This is a genomic window from Micromonospora sp. SL4-19 (assembly GCF_047921475.1).
Taxonomy (GTDB): domain Bacteria; phylum Actinomycetota; class Actinomycetes; order Mycobacteriales; family Micromonosporaceae; genus Micromonospora.
On sequence record NZ_JBLROB010000007.1, the window covers coordinates 115348 to 141137 of the forward strand.

The 25790-nt window shown below is 70.5% G+C and carries 24 protein-coding genes; 11 read left to right on the forward strand and 13 right to left on the reverse strand.

Going from position 1 to position 25790, the window contains the following annotated elements:
• Positions 1-122: 122 nt before the first annotated feature.
• Positions 123-923, reverse strand: coding sequence for a DUF2249 domain-containing protein (locus tag ACNAVT_RS12680; RefSeq protein ID WP_416295826.1), 801 nt, complete (start codon positions 921-923; stop codon positions 123-125).
• 82 nt (positions 924-1005) lie between these two features.
• On the opposite strand from ACNAVT_RS12680, the gene ACNAVT_RS12685 reads away from it, so the two are divergent.
• The 5 genes from ACNAVT_RS12685 (at position 1006) to ACNAVT_RS12705 (ending at position 6038) form a co-directional block, all read left to right on the forward strand.
• Entirely contained in the window at positions 1006-1710 is a 705-nt protein-coding gene (locus ACNAVT_RS12685) for a helix-turn-helix transcriptional regulator (protein WP_416295828.1), read from the forward strand.
• A complete protein-coding gene (locus ACNAVT_RS12690; protein ID WP_416295830.1) occupies positions 1707-2834 on the forward strand; it encodes a hypothetical protein in 1128 nt (375 codons plus the stop codon). The genes ACNAVT_RS12685 and ACNAVT_RS12690 overlap by 4 nt, the downstream gene beginning before the upstream one ends.
• The gene (locus ACNAVT_RS12695) at positions 2834-4105 is read left to right on the forward strand and encodes a hypothetical protein (RefSeq protein WP_416295832.1); all 1272 of its coding nucleotides are present in this window, start codon (positions 2834-2836) and stop codon (positions 4103-4105) included. The genes ACNAVT_RS12690 and ACNAVT_RS12695 overlap by 1 nt, the downstream gene beginning before the upstream one ends.
• A gap of 3 nt (positions 4106-4108) precedes the next feature.
• A complete protein-coding gene (locus tag ACNAVT_RS12700) occupies positions 4109-5452 on the forward strand; it encodes a multicopper oxidase domain-containing protein (protein ID WP_416295834.1) in 1344 nt (447 codons plus the stop codon).
• A gap of 79 nt (positions 5453-5531) precedes the next feature.
• Positions 5532-6038 carry a carboxymuconolactone decarboxylase family protein gene (locus tag ACNAVT_RS12705; RefSeq protein ID WP_416295836.1) on the forward strand — a complete coding sequence of 169 codons (507 nt, stop codon included), beginning with the start codon at positions 5532-5534 and terminating at the stop codon, positions 6036-6038.
• A 131-nt stretch (positions 6039-6169) separates the two neighbouring features.
• Here the strand turns inward: ACNAVT_RS12705 and ACNAVT_RS12710 are convergent, their stop codons facing one another.
• From ACNAVT_RS12710 to ACNAVT_RS12720, 3 genes are all read right to left on the reverse strand, one after another.
• Positions 6170-6526, reverse strand: coding sequence for a VOC family protein (locus ACNAVT_RS12710; protein ID WP_416295838.1), 357 nt, complete (start codon positions 6524-6526; stop codon positions 6170-6172).
• A gap of 129 nt (positions 6527-6655) precedes the next feature.
• The gene (locus ACNAVT_RS12715; RefSeq protein ID WP_416295840.1) at positions 6656-7102 is read right to left on the reverse strand and encodes a hypothetical protein; all 447 of its coding nucleotides are present in this window, start codon (positions 7100-7102) and stop codon (positions 6656-6658) included.
• A 190-nt stretch (positions 7103-7292) separates the two neighbouring features.
• The gene (locus ACNAVT_RS12720) at positions 7293-7700 is read right to left on the reverse strand and encodes an MmcQ/YjbR family DNA-binding protein (protein WP_416295842.1); all 408 of its coding nucleotides are present in this window, start codon (positions 7698-7700) and stop codon (positions 7293-7295) included.
• Between the two features lie 297 nt (positions 7701-7997).
• Between ACNAVT_RS12720 and ACNAVT_RS12725 the strand changes: the two genes are divergently transcribed.
• The 4 genes from ACNAVT_RS12725 (at position 7998) to ACNAVT_RS12740 (ending at position 12260) form a co-directional block, all read left to right on the forward strand.
• Positions 7998-8444 carry a helix-turn-helix transcriptional regulator gene (locus ACNAVT_RS12725; RefSeq protein WP_416295844.1) on the forward strand — a complete coding sequence of 149 codons (447 nt, stop codon included), beginning with the start codon at positions 7998-8000 and terminating at the stop codon, positions 8442-8444.
• A gap of 5 nt (positions 8445-8449) precedes the next feature.
• Positions 8450-8860 carry a VOC family protein gene (locus tag ACNAVT_RS12730; protein ID WP_416295846.1) on the forward strand — a complete coding sequence of 137 codons (411 nt, stop codon included), beginning with the start codon at positions 8450-8452 and terminating at the stop codon, positions 8858-8860.
• A 361-nt stretch (positions 8861-9221) separates the two neighbouring features.
• Positions 9222-11609 (forward strand): ATP-binding cassette domain-containing protein, encoded by a 2388-nt coding sequence (locus ACNAVT_RS12735; RefSeq protein WP_416295848.1) that lies wholly within the window; start codon positions 9222-9224, stop codon positions 11607-11609.
• A gap of 195 nt (positions 11610-11804) precedes the next feature.
• Positions 11805-12260 carry a DUF4440 domain-containing protein gene (locus ACNAVT_RS12740; protein WP_416295850.1) on the forward strand — a complete coding sequence of 152 codons (456 nt, stop codon included), beginning with the start codon at positions 11805-11807 and terminating at the stop codon, positions 12258-12260.
• Positions 12261-12446: 186 nt separating this feature from the next.
• On the opposite strand, the gene ACNAVT_RS12745 is transcribed toward ACNAVT_RS12740, so the two are convergent.
• Positions 12447-13682, reverse strand: a complete 1236-nt coding sequence (locus ACNAVT_RS12745; protein ID WP_416295852.1) for an RNA-guided endonuclease InsQ/TnpB family protein — start codon at positions 13680-13682, stop codon at positions 12447-12449.
• Between the two features lie 23 nt (positions 13683-13705).
• Between ACNAVT_RS12745 and tnpA the strand changes: the two genes are divergently transcribed.
• Positions 13706-14122 carry an IS200/IS605 family transposase gene (gene tnpA, locus ACNAVT_RS12750; protein WP_416295853.1) on the forward strand — a complete coding sequence of 139 codons (417 nt, stop codon included), beginning with the start codon at positions 13706-13708 and terminating at the stop codon, positions 14120-14122.
• Positions 14123-14171: 49 nt separating this feature from the next.
• Here the strand turns inward: tnpA and ACNAVT_RS12755 are convergent, their stop codons facing one another.
• Both ACNAVT_RS12755 and ACNAVT_RS12760 read right to left on the reverse strand, forming a co-directional pair.
• Positions 14172-14591: a hypothetical protein gene (locus ACNAVT_RS12755; protein ID WP_416295854.1), complete on the reverse strand. Its 420-nt coding sequence runs from the start codon at positions 14589-14591 to the stop codon at positions 14172-14174.
• A 138-nt stretch (positions 14592-14729) separates the two neighbouring features.
• A complete protein-coding gene (locus ACNAVT_RS12760) occupies positions 14730-15947 on the reverse strand; it encodes a low temperature requirement protein A (protein WP_416295856.1) in 1218 nt (405 codons plus the stop codon).
• 518 nt (positions 15948-16465) lie between these two features.
• Here ACNAVT_RS12760 and ACNAVT_RS12765 point away from each other — a divergent pair.
• Complete coding sequence (locus tag ACNAVT_RS12765; RefSeq protein ID WP_416295857.1) at positions 16466-18940, forward strand: M14 family metallopeptidase; 2475 nt, start codon at positions 16466-16468, stop codon at positions 18938-18940.
• A 94-nt stretch (positions 18941-19034) separates the two neighbouring features.
• On the opposite strand, the gene ACNAVT_RS12770 is transcribed toward ACNAVT_RS12765, so the two are convergent.
• The 6 genes from ACNAVT_RS12770 to ACNAVT_RS12795 form a co-directional block, all read right to left on the reverse strand.
• Entirely contained in the window at positions 19035-19724 is a 690-nt protein-coding gene (locus ACNAVT_RS12770; RefSeq protein ID WP_416295859.1) for a hypothetical protein, read from the reverse strand.
• Between the two features lie 31 nt (positions 19725-19755).
• The gene (locus ACNAVT_RS12775) at positions 19756-21240 is read right to left on the reverse strand and encodes a multicopper oxidase family protein (RefSeq protein WP_416295861.1); all 1485 of its coding nucleotides are present in this window, start codon (positions 21238-21240) and stop codon (positions 19756-19758) included.
• Between the two features lie 10 nt (positions 21241-21250).
• Positions 21251-21721: a hypothetical protein gene (locus ACNAVT_RS12780; RefSeq protein WP_416295863.1), complete on the reverse strand. Its 471-nt coding sequence runs from the start codon at positions 21719-21721 to the stop codon at positions 21251-21253.
• The gene (locus ACNAVT_RS12785) at positions 21718-22395 is read right to left on the reverse strand and encodes a hypothetical protein (RefSeq protein ID WP_416295865.1); all 678 of its coding nucleotides are present in this window, start codon (positions 22393-22395) and stop codon (positions 21718-21720) included. Before ACNAVT_RS12785 ends, ACNAVT_RS12780 begins: the two co-directional genes overlap by 4 nt.
• Before the next feature lie 77 nt (positions 22396-22472).
• Complete coding sequence (locus tag ACNAVT_RS12790) at positions 22473-23120, reverse strand: response regulator (RefSeq protein WP_416295866.1); 648 nt, start codon at positions 23118-23120, stop codon at positions 22473-22475.
• A complete protein-coding gene (locus tag ACNAVT_RS12795; protein WP_416295868.1) occupies positions 23098-25317 on the reverse strand; it encodes a histidine kinase in 2220 nt (739 codons plus the stop codon). The genes ACNAVT_RS12790 and ACNAVT_RS12795 overlap by 23 nt, the downstream gene beginning before the upstream one ends.
• Positions 25318-25790 lie beyond the last annotated feature (473 nt).

The window sequence follows — 25790 nt, forward strand, 5'->3', positions numbered from 1 at the left end:
CCCTCAGCTTTCGAGTGTGCCCAAGGCTGCCCGGCGGGAACCCCTGGGAACAGGGCCGAAGGACCCGGTGAGGCCGGGACGGCGGGCCCTGACGGACTCCGTCCCGGCACCGGCAGACTTCCTCAGGCCGAGACCGGCTGCCGGGACAGCCGGACCTGCCACGTGTCCGGGCCGTCCTGCAGCCACTCGGTGAGCATGCCGCCCCGGTAGCGGGCCTCGATCTCGGCGAGCAGCGGTCGGGGTGCGTGCGGGGCGACCAGCACCAGTGCTCCGCCGGCCGGCATGGCGTCCAGTGCTGCCAGCACCGTGGCGTGTCGGCGGTCGTGCGGCAGCTGCCGGACGTCCAGCCGGGGGTCGATGGTCAGCACCGGCGCCAGGGCCTCCGGCGTGGCGGAGTCGCCACCGCACCCGCAGGTCCCGCCGCCGCAGCCGCCCGCCGACTCTGAGGAGCCCAGCAGATCGTGCATGCCGTCGAGCAGCGCCGCCAGCGACACGTCCGCGGCGTCCACCAGCAGCGGGAGGATCAGTTCGTTCTCCTTGGCGAGGTGGACGGCGAGGACGCCGGCGAGGGCCCGCGCCGCGGCGGCCAGCCGTACCGGCTCCGTGGTGGCGTCGAGCTCGGCCACCAGGTCGGCGATCGCCGTGTGCTCCGCCTGCATGCCCCGGATCAGCAGCGAGGCTTCGGCCCGATCGGCAGCCACCGGGTACAGCGCGCTCTCCTCCGCGTCCGCGTGGGGCAGCAGTTCCTCGCGCAGCCAGCCGAGCAGGTCCGCGCGGACGCCGTGCGCCCGGGCGTCGTCGCCGTCCCCCGCGGCCTGCAGGAGCCTGCGGACGTGCCGGTCGAGCACGGCGGCGAGCTGGGCGTGGTGGCGGACCACGGCCCGGGCGGCGGTCAGGTCAGAGGTGGTGCGTGAGTGCGACATGCGGACTCCCTAAGTTTTCACTACAAACGACGTTGTAACGTTATATACCGTGGAAACCACGAGAACAGGGCCGATCGGGGAAATGATTGACACGCAGCGGCACCGGGCGCTGGGCACCGAGAGCCGGGTCTCGATCCTGGACATCGTCAAGGCCGCCGACGGCGGCGTGACCATCGCCGAGGTGGGGGAGCGCACCGGTCTGCACCCGTCGACCGCCCGCGCCCACCTGGATCGGCTGGTCGGCGCCGGACTACTCGTGAAGGCCCGGGCCAGCGGCGGCCAACCGGGCAGGCCGGCCTGGCGCTACCGGATCGCCATCGCGGAGGCGCCGGCGCCCGCGCCGTACCGGGCCCTGGCCGCCGCCCTGCTCGATCACCTGTCCCGGCGCACCGGCGGTGACGTACGGGCCGAGGCCACCCGGGCCGGGGAGGACTGGGGCCGGCACCTCGCCGCGGTCACCCCACCGGGTGAGGACCCGACGGACGTCCTCGTCGGCGTGCTGCGCGGCCTCGGCTTCAGCCCCCGTCTGCACCACACCGACGCCGGCCGCACCGAGATCCACCTGCACACCTGCCCCTTCCTCGAACTGGTCAACCGCAACCCCGACGCGATCTGCAACCTGCACGTCGGAGTCGTCCGAGGGGCTCTCGAACACGCCGGGGCCCCGCCCGCCGGTGCCGTGGTCGAGCCGTTCGGCGCGCCGGATGCCTGCGTGGTCCGCCTGACCATGCCGGAGGTCGACACCCGGGGCCGGCGCCGGGCAGCCGGCGACGCGGTCCCCCGATGACCGCCCGGCCGGGCCGGCTGCGCTGGCGGGTCCCCGTCCTCGCCACCGGCGGGTTCGCTCTGCTGGCCGGCCTGTACGCCGCACTGCTGCTGCTCGACCTGCCGCTGCCCGCCCCGCCGGCGCCGCTGGAACAGGTGCACGGCCCGCTGATGGTGCTCGGTTTCGTCGGCACCCTGGTGGCCCTGGAACGGGCGGTAGCGCTCGGCTCCCGGTGGGCACTGCTCGCGCCGGCCTGCTCCGGGGCGGCCGCCGTCACTCTCGTCCTTGCCGGCCCGGCCCTGGCCGGGCGACTGCTGCTCATGCTCGCCGCGGTGCTGCTCCTGCTGATCTACCGCCGGCTCTGGCAGCGGCAGCCCGGCCCCTCGCTGCTGGCCCAGGGCCTCGGCGCGTTCGCCTGGTACGCCGCCACCCTCCTGTGGCTCGCCGGCAGCACCGTGCCGGAGTTCGTCCCATGGCTGGCCACGTTCGTGGTGGCGACCATCGCCGGGGAACGCCTGGAACTGGCCCACCTCGCCCTACCCCGGCACGGCGTCCCCTGGTTCCTCACGGCGATCGGCGCGCTCACCGCCGGGGTCACCGCGAGCACCCTCTGGCCCGGCGCCGGGGCGCATCTGTTCGGCGTCGGCCTGCTCGCCACCGTCGCATGGCTGGTGGTCTACGACGTTGCCCGCCGCACCGTACGCGGCGTCGGCCTGCCCCGCTACGTCGCGGTCGGGCTGCTGGCCGGGTACGCCTGGCTGGCACTGGCCGGCCTGCTGTGGACCGGTGCCGGCCCGGCCACCAGCGGCCCCCGCTACGACGCCACCCTGCACGCCGTCTTCCTCGGTTTCACCATGTCGATGATCTTCGTGCATGCGCCGGTCATCCTGCCGGCGGTGCTGCGGCGACCGTTGCCCTACCAGGCCTGGCTGTACGCGCCGCTGGCCCTCCTGCACGGCAGCCTGCTGGCCCGGGTCGTCGTCGGTGACGCACTGGGCGTCCGACCGGTGTGGCGGGGGGCCGGGGCGCTCAACGTGCTGGCCGTTCTCGCCTTCCTCGCCTGCGTCGTGATCACGATGCGGAGCGCGGGCCGCGCCCGAGCCCGATCCGTCGCCCCCGCCGCGCCGGCCCTGGCGGTGCGCTGATGGACGTCCTCCCACCGACCGTGGACGCGGTCAACGGGCGCACTCCACTGTCCACCACCGCCGTCGGAGAGGCCCAGGTCAGGGCCGCCGGCCGGTCGGCCTGGCACCGCCGGGCCGGACTTCTGCCGCTGGCGTACCTGATGGGGCTCGTGGGCCTGGGATTCGTCCACCCGTTCCTGCCCACCTGGCGCTGGCTGGGGATCCACCTGCTCCTGCTCGGCGCCGTGACCAACGCGATCGTCATCTGGTCGGCGCACTTCAGCACGGCGCTGCTGCGTACGCCGCCACCCAGTCACCGCCGGGGCGAGGCCCTGCGGCTGGCCGCGTTGAACGTCGGCGTGCTGGCCGTCCTGGCCGGCGGGGTGGGCGACCGGCCGTGGCTCGGGGTGGCGGGTGCCGCCCTGGTCTTCGCCGCGCTGGTCTGGCACCTGGCCTGGCTCGCCGGCCACCTGCGCCGGGCGCTGCCCACCCGCTTCCGCGTGACCGTCCACTACTACCTGGCCGCCGCCCTGGCGCTGCTCACCGGTGTCCCGGTGGGTGCCGGGATGCTGGTGAGCGATGGCAGCCACCAGGCCCGACTGCTGCTGTTCCACGCCCACGTCAACCTGCTGGGCTGGATCACCCTCACGGTCCTCGGCACGCTGCTCACCCTCTGGCCGACCATGCTGCGCACCCGCATGGCCGACACCGCCGTGCGCGACGCCGTACGGGCCCTGCCGCTGGCCGTCATCGGACTGGTGCTCCTCGGCCTCGGCCTGCTCACCTGGTGGCGAGCCGTCACCGCCGTGGGACTGGCGTTGTTCGTGCTCGGCGTGCTGATGGCGGTGCGGCCGGCGGTGGCGGTGGCCCGCACCCGTCCCCCGTACGCCTTCGCGAGCTGGTCGCTGGCGGCGGCGACCGGATGGCTCCTCGTCGCGCTGGCGGTCGACGCGGCCACGCTGCTGCCGGCCGCCGAACCCACGTCGGCAGCGGACAGCTTCGGCGTGGTGCTCGTCCCGCTGCTGGTGGGCTTCGTCGGGCAGGTCCTCGTCGGGTCGTTGAGCCACCTGCTTCCGGTGGTCCTGGGCGGCGGGCCCGGCCCCGCCCGAGCCCGCGCCGCTCTGCTGGACCGGCACGGTCCGCAGCGCGTCGCGATGACCAACGCCGCGCTCGTGGTCTTCGCACTGCCCAGCCCGCCGTACGTCCGCATCACCACGTCCCTGCTGATCCTCGCCGCGCTGGTGCAGTTCCTCGTGCCAGCCGCCCGCGTCCTGCTCACCACCCGGAGGTGACCCGTGTCCGTGTCGCCCGCGCCCGGCCGACCCCTCGCCGGCGCCGCCACCGGCATCGCTCTCGTCCTGGTCGCCGTGCTGGTCGGCGTGGCCGCGCAGCGTGTCACCGCCGGCCCCACCGACCATCGACCGGCAGCCGCCGGTGCCATCCAGCCGACCGGACACACCACGACGGTGGACGTGGTCGCCGAGGGGATGCGGTTCCACCCCGCCCGGATCGAGGTGGCGCCCGGTGACCGCCTCGTCGTGAACCTGACCAACCGGGACCAGCGCCGCCACGACCTCGTGCTGGACAACGGTGCCCACACCAAGCGCATCGGCAACGGCGAGTCGGCCCGCCTCGACGCGGGTGTCATCGGTGGGGTCACCGAGGGCTGGTGCTCACTGCCGGGCCACCGGCAGGCGGGCATGACGCTCGAGGTCGTGCCGACCGGCGCGGTTGCCTCGCCGACCACCGCAGGCTCCGCCTCGCCCGCCCGGCCGGTCGACGTCATGGCCGACCCCGGCCCGGCCTTCACTGCCCGGGACGCCGCCGCCCCGCCCGTCCTGCCGGGCCGGCTGCACCGGCGGGAGCTGCACGTCCGCGAGGTGGTCCGGGAGGTCGCGCCGGGGGTACGCCAGCGGCTCTGGACGTTCGACGGCACCGTGCCCGGGCCGGTGCTGCGGGGCCGGATCGGCGACACGTTCGAGATCACCCTGGTCAACGACGGCACCATGGACCACGGCATCGACTTCCACGCCGGGGCCGTCGCCCCCGACGAGGTGATGCGCCCGATCGACCCCGGACAGAAGCGCACCTACCGCTTCACCGCCACCCGGGCCGGCATCTGGATGTACCACTGCTCGACCATGCCGATGCTGCACCACATCGGCAACGGCATGTACGGGACCGTGATCATCGACCCGCCCGACCTGCCGCCGGTGCAGCGGGAGTACGTCCTGGTGCAGTCCGAGCTCTACCTGGGCCCGGACGGGGAACCGGGTGACCTGGCGAAGATGCAGGCCGAGCAGCCCGACGCCGTGGTGTTCAACGGCTACGTCGCCCAGTACGACCACCGTCCGCTGCCCGCCCGGGTCGGCGAGCGCGTCCGGGTCTGGCTGCTCGACGCCGGACCGAACCGGGACACGTCCTTCCACGTGGTGGGCGCGCAGTTCGACACCGTCTACCGGGAAGGCCACTGGGAGAGCCGGCCGACCGACTCCGGTGGGGCACAGGTGCTGGCGCTCAGGCCGGCCGCTGGTGGCTTCGTCGAGATGACGTTCCCGGCCCCTGGGCACTACCCGTTCGTCAGCCATTCCATGGTGGACGCGGAGCGCGGCGCGCACGGCATGTTCGAGGTGCGGTGAGGTTGGCGGGTCGCCTGACATTCCCAGCGGCTCTGTCGTCGGACCACCAGGAGACCGATCGAGAAGGGAAGACCTCGCCATGTCAACGCCAACGACGACCGAGCAGGACAACCTCCAGTCACGTCTGCCCGACCCCATCCAGTTCTTCCCCGAGCTGGCAGCATTCGCCGGAGCCCTCTCGAAGGCCACCCAGAACGGTGCGATTCCGCAGACCACCATCCACCTGGTGCAGCTCCGCGCCGGGCAGATCGTCGGCAGCACGTACCACACCGTCCGGCAAACCGGCGAACTGCGCGACGTCGGGGAAACAGACGAGCGCATCACCGCCGTGGCGTCATGGCAGGACGCCCCCTACTTCACCGACGCCGAACGGGTCGCGCTGGAGCTCGTGGAGGCCGTCCTCACCCCGAACCCGTTCGGGGAGCGCGTCCCCGACGAGCTGTACGCCAAGGCAGCCGCCCACTACGACGACCAGGCGCTCTGGACGCTCACCCTGGCGGTCGGCCAGATCTGCTTCTTCATCCCCGTCGCGCTGATCGCCAAGCCGATCCCCGGCGAGGCCCTTGGGAAGAACTACAGCAGGTAGCGCCCGTCATGCTCAGGGTGAGGCCAGGCAACCGTGCCTCACCCTGAGCGTCGGCAGCACGAGCGCTGCCAAAGCACCGCGAGCAGTGGTTATACGCTATCGGCCGCTGTCGCCGGGTAGGGACGACGCAGTCATCGGTCCTGAAGCAGCCCGAGGACGTTGCCGTCGGGGTCGGTGACGGTGGCCACCAGGCGGCCGCCACCGACATCGTGCGCGGGCTCCTTCACGGTGGCACCCGCGGCGGTCACCTCGGCCAGCTTCGCCTCGATGTCCGGCACATGCCAGTAGGCCACCGGTGAGGTCATGCCCTGCGGCCCACCGGCCGGCACCAGCCCGATTTGCTGGCCCTCGGCCTCGAAGCCGACGTAGTAGGACGAGTCGCTCTGCGGCGGAACGCCGAGCAGGGCGGCGTACACCGCCTTGGCCGCGGCCAGGTCGGACACGGGATGCAGCACGGTCTTGATGCCTTGGGTGGAAGAGCCGGTCATGGTTTCTCCTGAGGTCGTGGTTCACATCGACCCTGTTAAACGAACGGGATGCGCTCGCAGCAGCTCTTCCGGCGCGGCCGGACGCACGCCTGAGGCGAGCGGTGATCAGATCGCGGAGGGCCGCCACGCTCAGTCGAGCAACCAGCTGTGTAGTTGCGCGCCGTACGGAGTCAGGGCGAGCGCCGCCAGCGCGAGCCACATCCCCGTGCCGATGGCGAGCCGGTTGAACCCTTTCCGGTCGCCCGTCGACCGGGTGCGGACAAGGGATGCGACCCCGAGAACCACGGCCACGAACGCGACCGGGTAGACGAACATCGCCACCAGCCGACTGATCCCGAACACCCAGACCAGCGGGTTCCACAATGAGTCCGGACCGGCCGGCGGAAGCGAGTCCTTCGGGTCGCCCAACCGGTCCAGACCGGGGTGCAGCACGGCTGGGAGATCGCCGGTGTGTAGCGCGGCCACGAGCAGCACACCGAGGCTGCCGACCAGGCACACCGCCAGCAACAGCAATTGCGCCGACCCCACTACGCGGCCGCCGAACGAGGCGGCCGAGGGCTGATCCTGTCGACTCATCCCCGCAACGTACCCGCTCGCCGTCGACTTCGAGAGCCCGCTTCGGCAGGCGGGCTCGACGTCCTGCCGCGAGGCTACGACCGGCATCGGCGTTCACCTGCCCAGCGAGCGGGACGAGTGGCCTGACTGCGGCTGGCGCAGACAAGCGATCGAGCTGAAGGCCCGCCTGGCGCGACGGGGGAAGGTCGACCTACTGGTCGGCTCTGCTCGGATCTTGGCGCAGCGAGTCGATGCCGTCGTCGAGGTCATCGACGAGCGAGTCCGGGGCACGCATGCGCCACGCGTCGGTGACGAGCTCTTCCAGGCGATCGACGCCTACCTGCGCCAGCCGCAGCATGACCAGGGGCAGCCCGTCATATGCGGGCGTGGTGAAGAAGACCTCGGGCTCACCGAGGAGTAACGCCTGCTTCTCCGCCTCGTCGCCGACATACAGCACCGCGATGTCGGTCCGGATGAGGCGCGCCGTACCGGGTCTGCGCTCCGGGTAGGACCAGACGAATCCCTTGCCGCCGACCCGGAAGTCGAAGCCTTCACTGTCGATCTCGACCACGTGAGGCAGCGCCAGCGCCAGTTGACGGACATTGTCGGCGTCAGCCATCGAGGTCGCCCCAGCGCACCGCCCCCTGCATCCGTTCAGCGTAGCGGGCCTCGTCGAAGATCGACTCCGAGCCGTAGACCCATGTCTGCGCCCTCGATCGGCTTCCGCGCGGCCGGCACCAGACCTCCGCCGTCGGAGACCAGGACGACATCGGGCGCGAGCGCGCCCATCAGGCTCTGCATGTCGCCCGTGGTGAAGGCGGCGAGGAACCGCTCGACGACCTGAGGCGACGCGGAGTGGGGTGGGACGCCAGCGATCGTTGGGCAACTCCCGGCGCGACGTGGCACGATTTCGCAGGTGACCAGCAGACCCGATGCGGCGCAGCGCCTGAGCGACCTCGCGCGGCTGCGCCGCGTCCGCGACCGGATCGACCGGGAGTACGCCCAGCCGCTGAACGTCGAGGCGCTCGCCCGTGGCGTGAACATGTCGGCCGGGCACCTCAGCCGCGAGTTCCGGGCCGCCTACGGAGAGTCGCCGTACAGCTACCTGATGACGCGGCGGATCGAGCGGGCGATGGCGCTGCTGCGTCGTGGCGACCTCAGCGTCACCGAGGTCTGTTTCGCGGTCGGCTGCGCGTCCCTGGGCACCTTCAGCACTCGCTTCACCGAGTTGGTCGGTGTGCCGCCCAGCACCTATCGGAGCCAGACACCTCGCGAGGCGGGGATGCCCGCGTGCGTGGCGAAACAGGTGACCAGACCGATCAGGAATCGAGAAGCGCAGGTCACGAAGGCGCAACTAGCCTGACCTCCATGGACATCACCATTCACGCAAGCTTCCTCCCGCACGTCGACCCGGACGCCTCCCTGACCTTCTATCGCGACACCCTCGGCTTCGAGGTCCGCAACGACGTCGGACAGGGTAAAATGCGCTGGCTCACGGTCGGCCCTCCGGATCAGCCGGGCACGTCCATCGTCCTGGCCCCGCCGGCCGCCAACCCCGGCATCACCGACGCCGAGCGCCGCGCCATCGACGAGATGATGGCCAAGGGAACCTACGCCATGCTCCTCCTGGCCACCAAAGACCTCGACGGCACCTTCGAGCGGCTGCAGGCCAGCGACGCCGACGTCGTCCAGGAGCCGACCGAGCAGCCGTACGGGATTCGCGACTGCGCCGTCCGCGACCCTGCCGGCAACATGATCCGCATTCAGGAGCTGCGCTGAGCCGTCCGGCGCATCTGGCACCGCCGTCCCTCGAACGGGACCGCGAGTCGCTGCTGACGGCCACGCCGTACCGCTGGTTCCGTACCTGCCCGCGCCGCAACCCAGGCTTGGCGCGCGAAGCGAACGAGATGCCCGACCGCGACCTGATGCGCTGCGGCCGCTGATTGGTCTGACGCCTCGGCCGGGTGCGGCGCGCTGCCGTGGCCTCGACGGGTCCACGGGCCGAAGCGGCGTGGGTACCTTGTTTCTTGCGCGTCGCGCGACCCCGGCCAGCGCCAGCCGGAATTCGAAGCTGGTCATATCGAACCAGGCGGCGCCGACGGAGCCCGCGAACGCGGCCCGCCCAACAGATGGAGACACGATGAGCAAGGCCACGAGGACGGACCCGCAGTCGCCTGCGCTGCACGCCGACAGCCATGACCTGATCCGCGTGCACGGCGCGCGCGAGAACAATCTCAAGGACGTCAGCGTCGAGATCCCGAAGCGCCGGCTGACGGTGTTCACCGGCGTCTCCGGCTCGGGCAAGAGCTCGCTGGTGTTCGACACGATCGCCGCGGAGTCGCAGCGGCTGATCAACGAGACCTACAGCGCCTTCGTGCAGGGCTTCATGCCGACGCTGGCGCGGCCCGACGTCGACGTGCTCGACGGGTTGACGACCGCGATCATCGTCGATCAGCAACGGATGGGTGGCGACCCCCGCTCGACCGTCGGTACCGCCACCGACGCCAACGCGATGCTGCGCATCCTGTTCAGCCGGCTCGGGAAGCCGCACATCGGCTCGCCCCAGGCCTTCTCCTTCAACGTCGCCTCGATCAGTGGAGCAGGCGCGGTCACCCTGGAGCGCGCCGGCAAGACCGTGAAGGAGCGCCGCAGCTTCAGCATCACCGGCGGCATGTGTCCGCGCTGCGAGGGCCGGGGCTCGGTCACCGACATCGACCTGTCTCAGCTGTACGACGACAGCAAGTCGCTCAACGAGGGCGCCCTCACGATCCCCGGCTACACGCCCGGCGGCTGGAACTACCGGCTCTACAGCGGGTCGGGCTTCGTCGACCCCGACAAGCCGATCCGCAAGTACACCAAGAAGGAACTGCACGACTTCCTCCACCGCGAGCCGACCAGGATGAAGATCGAGGGCATCAACATGACCTACGAGGGGCTGATCCCTCGGGTCCAGAAGTCGATGCTCTCCAAGGACAAGGAGGCGATGCAGCCGCACATCCGGGCGTTCGTGGACCGGGCGGTCACCTTCACCACCTGCCCCGAGTGCGGCGGCACCCGGCTCAGCGAGGCGGCCAGGTCGTCGAAGATCAAGGGGACCAGCATCGCCGACGCCTGCGCGATGCAGATCAGTGACCTGGCCGAATGGGTCCGCGGCCTCGACGAGCCGTCGGTGGCGCCGCTGCTGGCCACGCTGCAACACACGCTCGAGTCGTTCGTGGAGATCGGGCTGGGCTACCTCTCGCTCGACCGGCCGGCGGCCACGCTGTCAGGCGGCGAGGCGCAACGCGTCAAGATGGTCCGCCAACTCGGCTCCTCGCTCACCGACGTCACCTACGTCTTCGACGAGCCCACCACGGGCCTGCACCCGCACGACATCCAGCGCATGAACGACCTGCTGCTGCGGCTGCGGGACAAGGGCAACACCGTGCTCGTCGTGGAGCACAAGCCGGGGACGATCGCCATCGCCGACCACGTCGTCGACCTCGGCCCCGGCGCCGGTACGGCGGGCGGCACCATCTGCTACGAGGGCACCGTCGAGGGGCTGCGGGCCAGCGGCACCATCACCGGCCGCCATTTCGGCGACCGGACAACCCTCAAGGAGAAGGTGCGGACGCCCACCGGCACGCTGGAGATCCGCGGCGCGACGGCGCACAACCTGCGCGACGTCGATGTCGACATCCCGCTCGGGGTGCTTGTCGTCGTCACCGGAGTCGCCGGCTCCGGCAAGAGTTCACTCGTGCACGGGTCGATCCCCGCCGGCGCGGATGTGGTGTCGGTCGACCAGGCCGCGATCCGCGGCTCGCGACGGAGCAACCCGGCGACGTACACCAGCCTGCTCGAGCCGATCCGCAAGGCGTTCGCGAAGGCCAATGGTGTGAAGCCGGCGCTGTTCAGCGCCAACTCCGAGGGCGCGTGCCCCAACTGCAACGGCGCCGGCGTCATCTACACCGACCTGGCCATGATGGCCGGTGTCGCCACGATGTGTGAGGTGTGCGAGGGCAAGCGGTTCCAGGCAGCGGTGCTCGAGTACAAGTTCGGCGGTAAGGACATCAGCCAGGTGCTCGCGATGTCGGTGACCGAGGCCGAGGAGTTCTTCGGCACCGGCGAGGCGCGCACACCGGCCGCGCACGCCATCCTCGACCGCCTCGCCGATGTCGGCCTCGGCTACCTCAGCCTCGGCCAGCCGCTCACCACCTTGTCCGGCGGCGAGCGGCAGCGACTCAAGCTGGCCACCCACATGACCGAGAAGGGCGGCATCTACGTCCTCGACGAGCCGACCGCCGGCCTGCACCTCGCCGACGTCGAGCAGTTGCTCGGCCTGCTCGACCGGCTCGTCGACGCCGGCAAGTCAGTCATCGTCGTCGAGCACCACCATGCGGTCATGGCACACGCCGACTGGATCATCGACCTCGGCCCCGGCGCCGGCCACGACGGCGGCCGGATCGTCTTCGAGGGCACACCCGCCGACCTCGTCGCCGCCCGCTCCACCCTCACCGGCGAGCACCTCGCGGCCTACGTCGGCACCTGACCGGCGCCCTCACGGATACCGTGCGACGAGTTGGCACGACCTGACCGGACGCGCAGTGGACGGTCCTGACCTGCTGCCTGAGGGCAGCAGGTCAGGACGTTCGCCGAAGTGGGGGTGGACGCCAGCTCCTCGATGAGGTGGCGACCGACGTTTGATCGATCGAGGTGGCGGAGTGTGAACCTCTACGCTGGGGCCGTGATCAATAACGAGCCGCCGGGCCGCGTCGTGGACGCCGACCGGGCCGCGATCGCGGGCATCGTACGGACGTTCTTCGCCGCCTTCACCTCCGGCGCGGACAGTGGCGCCAGACTCGACGCGCTCCGGCGGGTGTTCCTGCCCGAGGCGGTGATCATCAGCGCCGGCGGCGGCGAACCTGCCGTCTACGGAGTCGAGAGCTTCATCGCACCCCGGCAGGCGCTGCTTTCCGGCGGCACCCTGGTCGACTTTCGGGAGTGGGAACTGGCGGGGCATACCGAGGTGTTCGGCGACATCGCTCAGCACTTCTGCAGCTATGCCAAGGAAGGTGTGCGGGACGGGACACCCTTCACCGCTCGGGGAATGAAGACTCTGCAGTTCGTCCGAACGTCCGCCGGGTGGCGAATCAGCGCTGTGGCGTGGGACGACGAAAGAGACAACCTGGTGATCGAGTGATTCCAGCGCGACCAGGTCATCGGAGGCCGAACATCAGCCCGCAAGCGGACATCCCTTCAACCCTGATCACGGGCCGATTCTGTTGAGTCCACTTGTCCCGGGTGAGCCGTAGCCGGTCGGAAACGACTGCCTCGTCACCGCGCGCGTCAACGGAGATGCCGTCGTGCTCTTGACGTTCTCTCCGCCCTAAAGGGCGGAGATTCCCTCAGCGCTGCGCGCGGAACAGCGCGCAGCGCCCGGGCGGATTCCTGCTTCACGGCGCTGTGCCGGCACGGATGCTGGTCTTACCTGCGCTCCACAGGCGTTTGGTCTCTCGGCGCGTCCCGCCGCGAGCACGTTGATGGCCGCGTTGACATCCCGGTCGTGGGTCACCCCGCAGGGGCAGGTCCATGACCGGACGTTGAGCGGCTTGGGTCCGTCGACCCGGCCACACGCCGAACACGTCTGCGATGTCGGCGCGAACCGGTCGATCTTCGCGAAGGCCCGCCCGTACCGGGCGGCCTTGTACTCAAGCATTGCGGTGAAGCTGGCCCACCCGGCATCGTGCACCGACTTGGCCAGCCTCGTGCGGCCAAGACCGACAACGCACAAGTCCTCGACGTACACCGCTTGGTTGTCACGGATGATCCGTGTCGAGAGCTTGTGCTGCCAGTCCCGCCGGGTGTCGGCCACCTTGGCGTGCGCCTTGGCGACCTTGACGACAGCCTTGCGGCGATTGTTGCTGCCGCGCTGCTTGCGGGCCAGGTCCCGCTGCAACCGCTTGAGCTTGTGGGCAGCCCGACGCAGGAACTTCGGCGCCGTCACCTTCGTGCCGTCGGACAGGACGGCGAAGTGGGTCAGCCCCAGGTCGATGCCCACCTGCGCGTCGACCGGCGGCAGGGGCTCGTCGGTGGTGGTTACCACGAACGAGGCGAAGTACCGTCCGGCCGCGTCCTTGACGACCGTGACCGAGCTCGGGTCCGCCGGCAGCGCTCGTGACCACCGCACCGCCAGGTCGCCGATCTTCGGCAGGCGCAGCCGCCCGTTGTCGAGCACCTTGAACCGGGCGTTGGCGGTGAACCGGATCGTCTGCCGGTTGTCCTTGCGGGAGCGGAACCGCGGCGGCGCGATCTTGCGTCCCTTGCGCTTGCCGGACAGCGAGTTGAAGAAGTTGCGGTAGGCCGCGTTCAGGTCCGCGAGGGCCTGCTGGAGAACCACCGCGGACACCTCGCCCAGCCACGCCCGCTCGGGGGTGCGTTTAGCCTCGGTGATCAGTCGCTTGGACAGCTCGCCGTCGGAGACGTACGGCAGTCCGGCCTCTCGGGCCTCCTGCCGTGCGCGCAGCCCGTCGTTGAACACCACCCGCGCGCACCCGAACACCCGCGCCAGCGCTACTTGCTGGCCGGGCGTCGGGTAGACGCGGTAGTTGTACCGAAGCTGCACATCGGACAGTCTGCCATTGGTCTATGGCCGAAGCCCTGGACGTTCGAACTGGCAGGCACTGTTTGTTTGCGCTGCACGTGCACTTGGTCTTCGTGACGAAGCTCCGGCACAAGGTATTCACCGACCGCCACTTGGCCCGCCTGGAGGAGATCATGCGGGCGGTGTGCGGCGACTTCGAGACCGAACTGGTCGAGTTCAACGGCGAGGGCGAGCACGTGCATCTGCTGGTCAACTTCCCACCCAAGGTCGCCGTGTCGAAGCTGGTGAACAGCCTCAAGGGCGTGTCATCGCGGCGAATGCGGCAAGAGTTTCCCGACCTCGTACCCCACTACTACCAGGCCAACAGGCTGTGGTCGGCGTCGTACTTCGCCGGCTCCGTCGGCGGCGCGCCCCTGTCGATGCTGCACCAGTACATCGAGCAGCAGAACCAGCCGGGCTAGAGCACCCTCGGGCCTTGGCGGCCCTCCCCCGCGGGCCTTCACCCCCGCTCTAAAGGGCGGAGCACTGGCCCGCATCTTGGTAGCCCTTGCCCTGGTGCTCCAGTCCCAGCCATGCGGAGGTCGTGACCTCCCGCACAACGGGGAAGTCGCGTGCGCGAAGAGTGACCACGCCAAGCGGGTCGCCGTGGCGGAAGACCCCAAGCCCCAGCCGCCACGCTGCCACGCTCCAGCCTCCGAGATTGCCCCAGTGGTCCTGCAACACGACCCTCGCCCGATCCTGGGGACTGCCGTCGGTCCAGGGCGTCAGGAACGGACGCTCGCTCGGGCGGTGCACGCCTCTGCCCGCGAGGTGAGCGAGTTCGGTCAGCTCCTCCTCGTGCGGCAGGCGAAGCTCGAGTCGTGGCGTGACGATGGTGAGGCCGAACTGGGGCCAGAGATCAGACAGCACAGGCTCGATCCTGATGACCAAGCTGTTTCCACGCTACTGGTTTGCCGGGCGGCGCTGTTCTCGGCACGACATGTCGGCGTCGGTCGTGCCGCAGGCGAGCCGGCTGGCGCCGGCCGCCGGCGGGCCGACAGCCGTCGTTGGGGGAAGACTCCTCCTCCCTCAGGGTGGGGTGGGGGTTTCGGCGGGGTGCCGGTGCGACCGCCAAGTGTCGGCGACCGCGATGAGGAACAGGATCATGGCGGCGGCGGAGGAGGACGCAAGCGGGGGGATGCGGGTCAGGGGTGCCACGAGCAGGATCAACGCGGCGATGCCGGCCGGGCGGGGCGCCGAGACGCGGGCGTAGACGACGTGTTCGAGAACGGATCGGCCGACGAGGAAGATCGCGGGTCCTCCGGCGATGACAACCGACCAGGTCAGGGGCGTGTGCCGGGCGGGGTGCTTCTCGACGAGGTCGTGTCCGACGCTCGTGGTGATGATGCCGAGGATCATGATCATGTGGGCGGCCCCGGCGAGCCGACCGACTCGAGCGGGTTCGGAGGATTCCGCGACTGCCGGGCCGACCATCTGCCCGGCTAGGTGGAAGTAGATGCGCCACAGCAGGACGGTGGTCAGGAAAGCCACGACCAGCGCGGTTATTCGGTACGGGCTGGCAGGGACCTGGGTGAAGGCGACTCCGACGGACAGAAGAGGCTCTCCGAGGGAGATCAAAAGCAGCTGTTGGTAGCGCTCGGCGAGGTACCGAGTGAAGCGCGCCCAGAGTGTCACCGGTCGCCTGCCGAGCCGGGGCACGGGCCAGCCCCGCCAGCTTGCCACGAACTCGACGAACACCGCTGCCGCCCACAGCGCGCCACGGGTCGGGCCGTGGCCGAGTGCGCCGAGCAACCAGGGCACTGCGGTGACCGCGTACCAGCAGAACGCCCGCAGGTACGCGGATCGCACCGCCTGCACGTGAGCGAGAAAGGTGATCGCCAGGGTACGGCCGGCCTGCAGGATGATGTAGATCGCCGCGAACGCCAGCGCTCGCCCGTCGAAAGCGGATGCCACGCTGGTGCCGAAGAGGAGCACGCCGAACACGCTGCCGACGACGGTGGCCTGCACCAACGGCCGACGCGGATCGAAACGGGCGGTGATGTAGGTGGTCAGGGTCCAGACCCGCATCAGGGGCAGAAACAGCAGCAATGTCTGCCCGAGCACCAGCCATCCCTGCGCCGGCTCGGCCTCGGCCAGGACGTTGAACGCCTGATCGACGAGCCGGCTGAGGATGAACACCATGGCGAGGTCGAAGAACAACTCCACGAACGTCGCCTGCTCGGCCTCACCCTGACGCAGCAGGAAGCTACCCCGCTGACCTGGCGGGGCTCCCGCGCCTTCCCTCATCACCGCACAGGTAAACCCCGAACGCGACGACGGAAACATCGCGTGGCGGGCCGGTTCGGTGGGACCGACCGCTCACGCGGGCGCCTGAGGTGTCATGACCCCGCGTCGTGCGACGACGTGCGGGCCTCAAGGTTTCCACAAGATCCGGTGCGGTTCATTGTACATCGATGTAGCGATATATAACATGTGCAATGGCACAACGGGCTTCGGGCGAGCGTTCGAGATCGACGCGATCCCGACGGGGGAGAGGCCGAACACTGTCGGCGCGACGATCGGTGGAGGGAGGGCCCGCTTCCTGATCACGGCGGTCGCGCTCCCGGCCTTCCCGACGCTCTGCTGCGCGAACGCCCAGCCGCACCCGGCTCGCTCACGGCCCTCCCGATCCTTTTACGGCGGCGACCGTCGTCGTAACCAGGCTCACCGTGGGCGAGGCAACCGTCCTGAACAGACCAGCCCGGCCCCGTCCAAGGGCCGGGCCCACCACATCAACCACAAATCACAAGCAGAAGGAGGGGAGAATGCGACGCACACAAATGCGCATCGCGCTTCTCGCGCTGCCCGCCCTGGTGGGGAGCGTCCTCATAACGACCGCGCCGGCGGGCGCGGAACCCGCCGACTCGGCGGCCACAGTCGGCTCAGGGCGATCCCACCTCGAGGATGCCGAGCAGGTACGCCTCGTACGCATCCAGCTGACCGGCGCCGACATGCTGGACAAGGTCACCGCCGCCGGCTTCGACCTTGAGCACGGCCTCAAGCGCGTGCCGGACGGCATCGAAGGCGAGGCGGTGGTGACCGCCGAGCAGATCGCCGAACTCAAGGCGATGGGCGTCGAAATCCTCGGCGACGGCGAGGGCTTCACCTGGAGCGACGAGGCCGACGGCGGCATCCAGACCTTCCGCGCGCAGGCCGCCCAGACGCTCAGCCACGAGCAGACGGTACGGGTCGTCCGCGCCGACTGGTTCACCACGAAGGGCCAGGGTTTCCTCTACGTCGAGGCACGGACCACCGCGGGGCAGCAGACGAACCCGATCGTCACGATGCAGCTCGAGAACGACTCGGGTCCGGGCACGTCGTTCGGCTCGGCTCGGACCATGAGCCGGTTCGTCGACTCCGGGCAGTACATGTTCCACCGGAACCTGTTCAAGCTCGACGCGCGTCCGAACCAGATCCGGGTCACGAGCTCGACCGGCGGCGTCACCACCGGCTACGTCTCCAACTGGCTCGAGGACGGCGCGCCGCCGCTGACGGCGAACCCGGGCTACAAGTCGGACTTCGTCGACGGCTACCGGACTCCGCAGCAGCTCTACAGCCGCGCCGAGGAGATCGCCCGCCAGTACCCGGACATCGCCGAGATCGTCTACCTGCCGAACAAGACGAACGGCTACCAGCGTAAGGCGCAGGCCACGATCGGCGGTACCGGGCAGTCTGCGGTCGTCGTCAGCTCGGCGGCGTGGGGCCACGAGGGTGGCAACGACATCACCGTCGAGTTCGTGAACCGGCCGGGGGCCAACCTGCCGCTGGACGTCGAGGTCAACGGCAAGGCCGTTCGCGTGCTGCTCGCGAAGAACGCATCCGGAGCGCTCGCGAGCACCGCGGCGCAGGTGGCCACCGCGCTGAAGGCGCAGTCCGGTGGCCTGATCGACCGGGCTCACCCGTATCGCACCAACGCGGGCACCGGCATCGTCCAGGCTTCGTCGCCGGTGGCCCTGACCGACTTCCTCGGCGAGAAGCGCGCCGGCGCACCGGAGGGCGACGTCCCGCGCGGCCCGGCCACGATCCCCGTGCTGCGGATCGGCAAGCACCGCGACGGCAGGAACCCGGGTGTCCTGATCCAGGCACAGGACCACGCCCGCGAGTGGGTGCCCGCGACGACCTCGCTGGAGTCGGCCGAGCGTCTGGTGCACAACTACAAGTCCGACTGGGAGACGAAGAAGATCGTCAACAACACCGACATCTTCTTTATCCTGTCCAACAACCCCGATGGGGCGAACTACAGCTTCTACAACTTCGCCTCGCAGCGTCGGAACATGACGAACCACTGCCCGGACGCCGACGCCGATCCGGCTCGGCGTAACTCCTGGGGCGTCGACCTGAACCGGAACTACCGGGTCGGGTCGGGCCACGACGGCTACTCGGGCGGGTCGACCAGCTGTGTCAGCGACACCTACCAGGGGCCGGAGAAGCTGTCCGAGCCTGAGTCGAAGAACATCATCTGGCTGGTCGAGAAGTACCGGAACATCAAGTTCATGATGTCGGTGCACTCCAACGGCGGCCAGCTGTTCTGGCAGCCCGGCGCCTACATCGCGAACGGTCGGATCACCACGCCGCGCCCGCCGCTGGGTGACGAGGCGTTCTACTGGCAGTCGGCTTCCCGGATCCTGTCGCAGGTCAAGGCGCACCGGGAGACCGTCGTCACGCCGGAGAACGTCGGCGGCTCGTCGGATGTCCTCTACTCCTCGGCGGGCAACGTGCGCGAGGATCTGTACTTCAACTACGGGATCTACGCCTTCGGCTGGGAGGTCGGTGGCTCGATCTACAACCCGGCCACCGGCAACTGGCAGGGTGGCTCGTTCCAGCCGACGTGGGTGGGTAACCCGGAGCTCGTCAGCGGCCACGCCGAGACGATGGAGTACGCCAACGGGATCATGGAGATGTTCCGGGTCGCGGCGGACTGGGGCACGGACAACAAGAAGCCGACGTCCCAGCTCGTTCCCGGCCGCGGGAACTACTCCGAGCCCGTCGACGTGCACTTCGAGACGAGCGAGCCGGCCACCATCTACTACACGACGGACGGCAGCCGGCCCACCCTCGAGTCGCCGCGCTACACGGCGACCGAGTTCCGTGAGCCGGGGCAGGTGTTCCACGTGACCGAGACGACGACGTTCAACTGGTTCTCGGTCGACTCCGCCGGCAACATCGAGCAGAACTACGACCCGAAGAACAACGACACGCGCAACAACTACCGCACGGCGACGATCACCGTCGGCAAGTAGTAGTCGCGCCCATCAGGTGGCCATTGCCTCGTCAGTGGGGGTCCGCCCGCACTGACGAGGCAGTGGTCGCGCAGCCGGCCGGCAGGGCCGGCACTCATGGCTGCGGCCGTCGCCACCGCAGGAGGCGCACGGAGAGCGCGACCACCCAGAGCCAGAAGAAGGCGTAACCGACGAGCCAGATCGGCGTCGCCCAGACCGCCCTCGCCGCCACCAGGCACACGCCGGCGGCGACGATCCACCAGCTCAGCCAGCGCGGGAGGGCCCGCGTTGCCAGCCCGGCCCAGCCCGACGCGACGGCAAAGCTGCCGAGCGCCACCCACCCGGACGCGAACGACAGGTTCCCGAGGTCGAACGCGAGACGGGCGATCTGGGAATCCACTCCCTCCGGTACGCGGTAGACGGCCAGCTCCCAGCCGGCGGTGAGCACGGGCGCGACGCCGAGCACCCCGGAGATCAACGCGATCGTCGCTCGCCAGTCATCCCTGAGTAGCGTGTAGACGCCGCCGACGAACCAGAGGAAGAGAACGACGGCGACGACGTTCAGGTAGGTGCCGATGGCGAAGAGCGTCTGGTCCCGGGCGCCGAAGTAGTCCGCGATGGCCGCGGCGGAGGCGTCGAATGCCGGCTCGCCGCCGCCGACCTGGATGAGCAGTTGGCCGCCGAAGAGGAGTACGACTGTGGCCAGGCCGGCGACGCCGGTCGACCTGGGCAGGGCGCGTCCCGGGGCGCCGGCCCGTTGGTGCGACACGGGGACCTGCCCGCTCGGCGCTGCGTTGCGGTTCATCGACTTCCTTCCGTGAATACCCCCGCTAATGTCACTCGGGCTTGTTGCCGGCCCGGCCGCCGACCGCGTACGGCGTCGTGACGCCCTCGTACGCCAGATGGGCGACGAGGCCCTCGGCGGCGTGGGGAAGATTGTGGCAGTGGTCCATCCAGATGCCGGGGTTGTCGGCGACGAAGGCGATGTCGTAGGACTCGCCGTTGGCGACGTTGAGCGAATCGATCCACCACGGACTTCCCGTTGCCGGTACGCCGTCGCGGCTGAGAACGACGGCGTGGTGGCCGTGCAGGTGCATCGGATGGACCTCGCCGCTGTCATTCGAGATGTGCATCCGGACCACGTCGCCTTCCCGGACGACGAACATCGGCACGTCCGGGAACTGGTGGCCGTTGACGGTCCAGAACAGGCCCGGACGCCCGTCGAGGAAGCCGGGTCGCCGCCCGATGGCGTACTCGAACCGCCGGTCCGGCGCGTCCGGGTCGAATCCGAGCGGGGCGGCGGTGCCGTAGGTGAGCAGGTCGAGCGTCTCGCGCGGCCGGGGCGCCGGGTCAACCGTGAACGTACGTGAGCCGAGCACGACGCCGGTCGCTCCGCCCAGGTGGATCCGTACGGGCGCGCCGTCGTCGGGCATCGTCAGCTCCAGGTCGGCGCGTCCGCCGGCGGTGACGAGCACGGCCGTGTCGTGCACGGAGGCGGGCCCGGCGAGGTCCGTGCCGTCCACCGCGACGTGGCGGTACGGCGCTCCGTGGCCCCAGGTGGACATCGGGCCGTTGTCGGTGTTGATGACCCTCACCCGCGCCCGTCCGCCCGGTGGCACCGTGACCCGGACATCGCCCTCGAAGCCGTTGATCGTGCGTACGCCGTGATAGAGGTGCACCAGCGCGACGACGTCGATCGCGTCGGGAACGGGTGCCGCCGGGGTGACGACCAGGGCGCCGAGCAGACCGTCGCGGACCTGTTCGTGGGACATCTGGTGGGAGTGGTACCAGAAGGTGCCGGGTTGATCCGCGACGAACCGGTAGGTGAACTCGCGCCCGACGGCGACCGCGTCCTGGGTGACGCCCGCGACCCCGTCGGCGGCGTTCGGTACGTCGACACCGTGCCAGTGCAGGGTGATCCCGCCCGGTACGGACTCGTTGACAAGCCTCACCTGCACCAGCTGCCCGGCCGTCGCCCGGATTGTCGGGCCGGGTGACTGGCCGTTGAGCGTGTATCCGTCCACCATGCGGCCGGACGGCAGCCGGAAGCGTCCGTGGCGGGCGGTGAGCGTGAGGGCGACATCGGCGGGCCGGGCCGGATCCGCGACGAGCGAGGCGACACTTCGCCCGCCGGCCGTGTGGTGCGCATGCGCGTTGCCGGCGGCGTGACCGCCGGCATCCGCGTACCCCATGTCCATCACCGAGTACGTGTCCGGCAGCAGGCTCGACTGCCAGAACCAGGCGATCGGCCCGAGGACGAGCGCCGCGGCCGCACCCGCGATGGCCAGGCGGAGGCGGCCGGCCCGACGTGGTCCGCTCATCGGCCCGTCATCACACCGGCGTGGCGACGTTGGTCTCGGGGCGGTCTGCGGCACTCGGCGCGGCGGTGCTGACCCGGCGCCCTGTGTAGACGGCCGCGCTGAACAGCAGCAGCGCGTTGAGACCGTGCAGCGCGCCCACCGCTGGGACCTCGTGCCCGAAGATGCCGAGGGTGACCTGAACCACGACGAGCAGGAGCACGAGGCCGGCCCACTTCGCCGCCCCGCGCACCTTCGTGAAGAACGAGAAGATCAGCAGGAGCAGCGCGATCGCCGGGATGATCATCGTCCCGTTGATGCCGTGCACGACGAAGCCGACGACCTCGGGGAAGGGCGACTCGTCGCTCTCCATGAGGGCCTTGTCGAACACGCCACCGCCGTCGATCCACTTGCCGAGCCCGGCGACCGCGTAGACCATGGCCATCGCCTGGACGACCACCTCGGCGGCGATCAGATACGCGAAGATCTTGTAGACGTTTCTCATGACGTCCTCTCCTCCTGGGGTTTCCCGGCGTGCGATGCCGACTTGTCGAACACGAGGCGGGCGAGCAGCCACGGCCACACCGGAAGCGCCAACCAGCCGATGGATCCGATGACGATGCCTGGCGCCGCGAACACGAACTGGGCGACCGAGCCCCACGGGAACAGCAGCCCGGGGGCGGCTATGACGACGCCGAGGGGGTACGACGCGCCGACCAGCAGCCCGAGGCGCGTCACCGGTCGGGGTAGGGAGCCCATCCGATGAGCGGTGGAGCTGACGGCGAGCACCCACCCGTACACCACCAGGAACGCCGCCGACACGAGCAGCACTTGCCGATCGAAGTCCAGGACTGCGGTGATGAGCATCAGTTGCAACGCGACGACGGCGGCCATCGCCACGACGGCAGCCGCCGTGGCGACCCGGACCGGTCGCGTCGGCGGCAGCAGGCGCCGCACGGCCAGCGCGACCGGGATGGCCGTGGCGAACTGCACGACGACGGCGATGTCGTTGGCCGGGCCCAGCCACGAGAAGGCGTTGGCCACGTCGTCGAACGGCCGCGCCAGCACGAAGAACAGGACGAGCAGCAGGTTGGCCACCGCACCGGAGAGCGCAGTGGCGGACGCCCACGGGGCCACGTCGGCGATCGACGGCGGCGGAGCGTGCGTCCTGGTCAGCATGGTGGCAGCGTCGCCGGGGGGACGTCCCGCTGTCACGGGACGATGTCCCGTCCCGACCGGGAATTCTCCGCCGTCCGTCAGCGCTGGCCGGTGGTGCCGCCCAGACCGGCGTCGCGCGCCCGGATGATCGCCGCGGACCGGTCGACCACCTGCAGCTTGGTGATGATGTTGGACACGTGGTTGCGTACGGTTTTGCCGCTCAGGCCGAGCCGGCGCGCGATCGCCGCGTTGTCTTGGCCCGCTGCCAGTAACGCCAGCACCTCATGCTCTCGCTCGGTGAGTTGTGGGAAGGGCGACGACGTGGCGGCCCGGGCGAAGTGGTAGAGAATTCGAGCGGCGACACCAGCGCCGAACAGCGCTTCGCCGCGGGCCACGGCGCGGATCGCTGCCACGATCTCGTCCGGTTCGGACCCTTTGAGGGTGTAGCCGTGCGCCCCGGCGCGGAGCGCGGCGAGCACGTTCTCGTCGTCGTCGTACATCGTGAGGATGAGCACCCGGGTGGCCAGCCCCGCCGCCCGGACCCGGGCGCAGACCCAGAGGCCGTCGCCGTCCGGCATGTTGATGTCGAGCACGGCGACGTCCGGCCGGTGTTCAAGGATGGCCCGCACCGCGTCGCAGCCGGTCGTCGCGACGCTGGTGACGCTCATGTCCGCCTCGGCGTCGATGGCGGTGCGGAGCCCGCCGACGAACAAGGGATGGTCGTCAGCGAGGATCAGCTTGATCAACTGGCCCTCCGAACCCCAGGGGTAGCCACGCGTGGACCACCGTCCCAGCTGCCGTTGGTGACCGTACCGCCAGCACGCCGCCCACCTCGGCGGCGCGCTCCTGCATGGAGCGCAGTCCGACCCCGGCCCTACGCGCCGGGCCCAGGCCCTGACCGTCGTCGCGCACCGTCACCTCGACAGCGCCGTCCGCGGTGGCGATGGACACGACGCAGCGTGTCCCGCCGCTGTGCCGCACAGCGTTCGTGATGGCCTCCACGGCGATCCGGTAGGCGGCGGTCTCGACGGCGGCCGGCAGTTGAGCGCCCACGGCCGGCCCCGACACGTCGATCTCCAACTCGCCGCTCAATGTCGCCGCCCGGGACCGTACGGCGCCGACCAGGCCGAGCTCGTCGAGCGCCGGTGGGCGCAGGGCCTCGACGAGACGCTGCACGTCCGCCAGGCTCGACTTCACCTCGGAGCTGATCTCGCTGAGCATCCCCCGCGCCGCCGACTCCGGCGGAACCTCGCGGGCGGCCAACCCCGCCTTCAGGCCGATCGCCGCCAGTGCCGGCCCCAGCCCGTCGTGGAGGTCGCGGCGCAGCCGGCGCCGTTCGTCCTCCCGCAGGGCGATGACCTCCGCGCGCGAACGCAGCAGATCCTCGTGCAGGAGTACGGCCTGGACCGCCGGCCCCACCTGGCGGGCGAGCGACCGGATGAGGCCGAGGTCGGCCGGCTCGAGCGGGTCGTCGCGGCCACGCGCCGACACCCGCAGCCGGCCGACCACCACGCCGTGGTGCCTGAGTGGCTCGGCGTGCCCTGCCCCGACCGGTACGCCGTGCTCGGCCACCGGGCGGAACCCGCCGGCTCCGTCGGCGAGGTCGACCGCGGCGTACGGCAGCCGCAGTGACTGGGCCACCGTCTCCACGACCGCCGGTAGCACGTCGCCCGGCAGCATGACGGCCTGCAAGCGGTCCCCGAGACGCGCCAGCACGACGGCCGGATCGTCCCGGTCGCCGTACATCAGTCGGTTCACCATGCCCTGCGCCGCCGTACGCAGGGGTGCGAGCGCGAGTGCGGCGGCCGCGGCGGCGATCGCGGCGGCCGTCGCCCCGGACAGACGCAGCCCGCTGACCAGCAGCGCCACCGCGGTGGCGTAGCCGGCGGCCAGCACCGCGACAACCGCGGCGTACACGAGCGACCGGTTCGCCAGCCGCTCGATGTCGAACAGTCGGTGCCGGCGCAGCGCCACCGCGATGCCCGCCACGAACGGCAGCCCGGAGAGCCCGATCGCGCCGGCGGGCAGCAACTGCCGGCCCGAGACCAGCTCCGGCAGGTGCCAGCCGGCGATGCTGAGCAGTCCGGCGAGGATGCCGCCCCCGGCGAGCCACCGCAGCCGATTCCGGGTCAGCGGATCAGGGTTGTGCCGATACGCCACGATGCCGGAGATCGCGACGGCCACGAGGGTCACCGCCACGACCATCGTCTGCCCGGCGTGCACCAGACCGAGCCAGCGCAGGGCGTCGGGCGCTAACCCCGCCGTGGCGGCCGTCCACACCGCCATGATCGCCAGCGGGGCGGCGTACGCCACGGCCAGCGCGGGCCTGCGGCGACGGAGCCAGGGGTGGTGCCGGGTAAACAGCAGCGAGAACGCGAGCAGCGCCCCCCAGGCAACCGAGTACGCGCCGATCACGCTGAGATGGAAAAGCCACAGCAGTGGCCCGCCCGCCGCGAGGGCGAGCGCCGGAAGGCCGGCCACCACGGTGAGGGTGCTTCCGAGCAGGCCGGCCGCCGTGAGCAGCAACGGCGCGGTCGCAGGTTCCTCCGGCCGCCGCAGGTGGAGCGCGAGCGCGAGGGCGGCCAGGGCGAACACGAAGACGAGGTTTCCCCATCCCGTGACCAGGAAGGGGTACGGGTTCGGCCGCTCGACCCGGACTGTCGAGCGGCTGGGGTGGGCGTCCCGGATGATGTCGTACCCGACGTCGTCCCCGGGCTGCGGTGGCGTGATGCCGCCCAACCCCTCGGTCAGCTGATGTCCGGCGATGCCCGTGATCACGTCACCGGCCCGGAGCCCGGACCGCTCGGCTCGCCCCGGCACGTCCACGATCACGCCGTCGGCCCGCCAGGACGACCAGCCCGGCCGCACCACGGTGTGGTCGGACGACGCGTCGAGCCGCGCGGCGAGCGCGATCAGGCCGAGGAGCACGAGTCCAAGCGCCACGGCCACCGGCACCTGACGGGCGCCGCTTGCGCCCGGCCCGCGGGGAGCCGGCGAAATCGTCCGAGTCGACGCACACACTGCCATCATGACGACACCGACGGCCTGTCGAATCTCCGCCAACGGTCTCGTTCGGCTGTCCGGATGGCGACTGCCGAGCGGCGAGCGGCGGGCTTGGTCACGCGTGGAGCACGGCGCGGTAGGCGAGCATCACCACCACCATCCGGTACGGGGCGCCTGCGGGTCGTCGGAGGTTCCCGCCCGATGGGTGCCCCGGCCGTTCACCCGTTCAGCCGATTCGGTCCCGGCCACGAGTCAGCTACCCGACCGAGGGGTCCTGAATGGTCGTTCAGGTTGGTTAGGCTCCGGTCATCCATCGACCACCGTCGCGTCCCGGCGTGCCCTGCCGCCGGGCGGCGCGGCAGTGCGTTTCGTCTTCCACGCCGTCATCCGACCGCCGCCACACAACGGCGCGC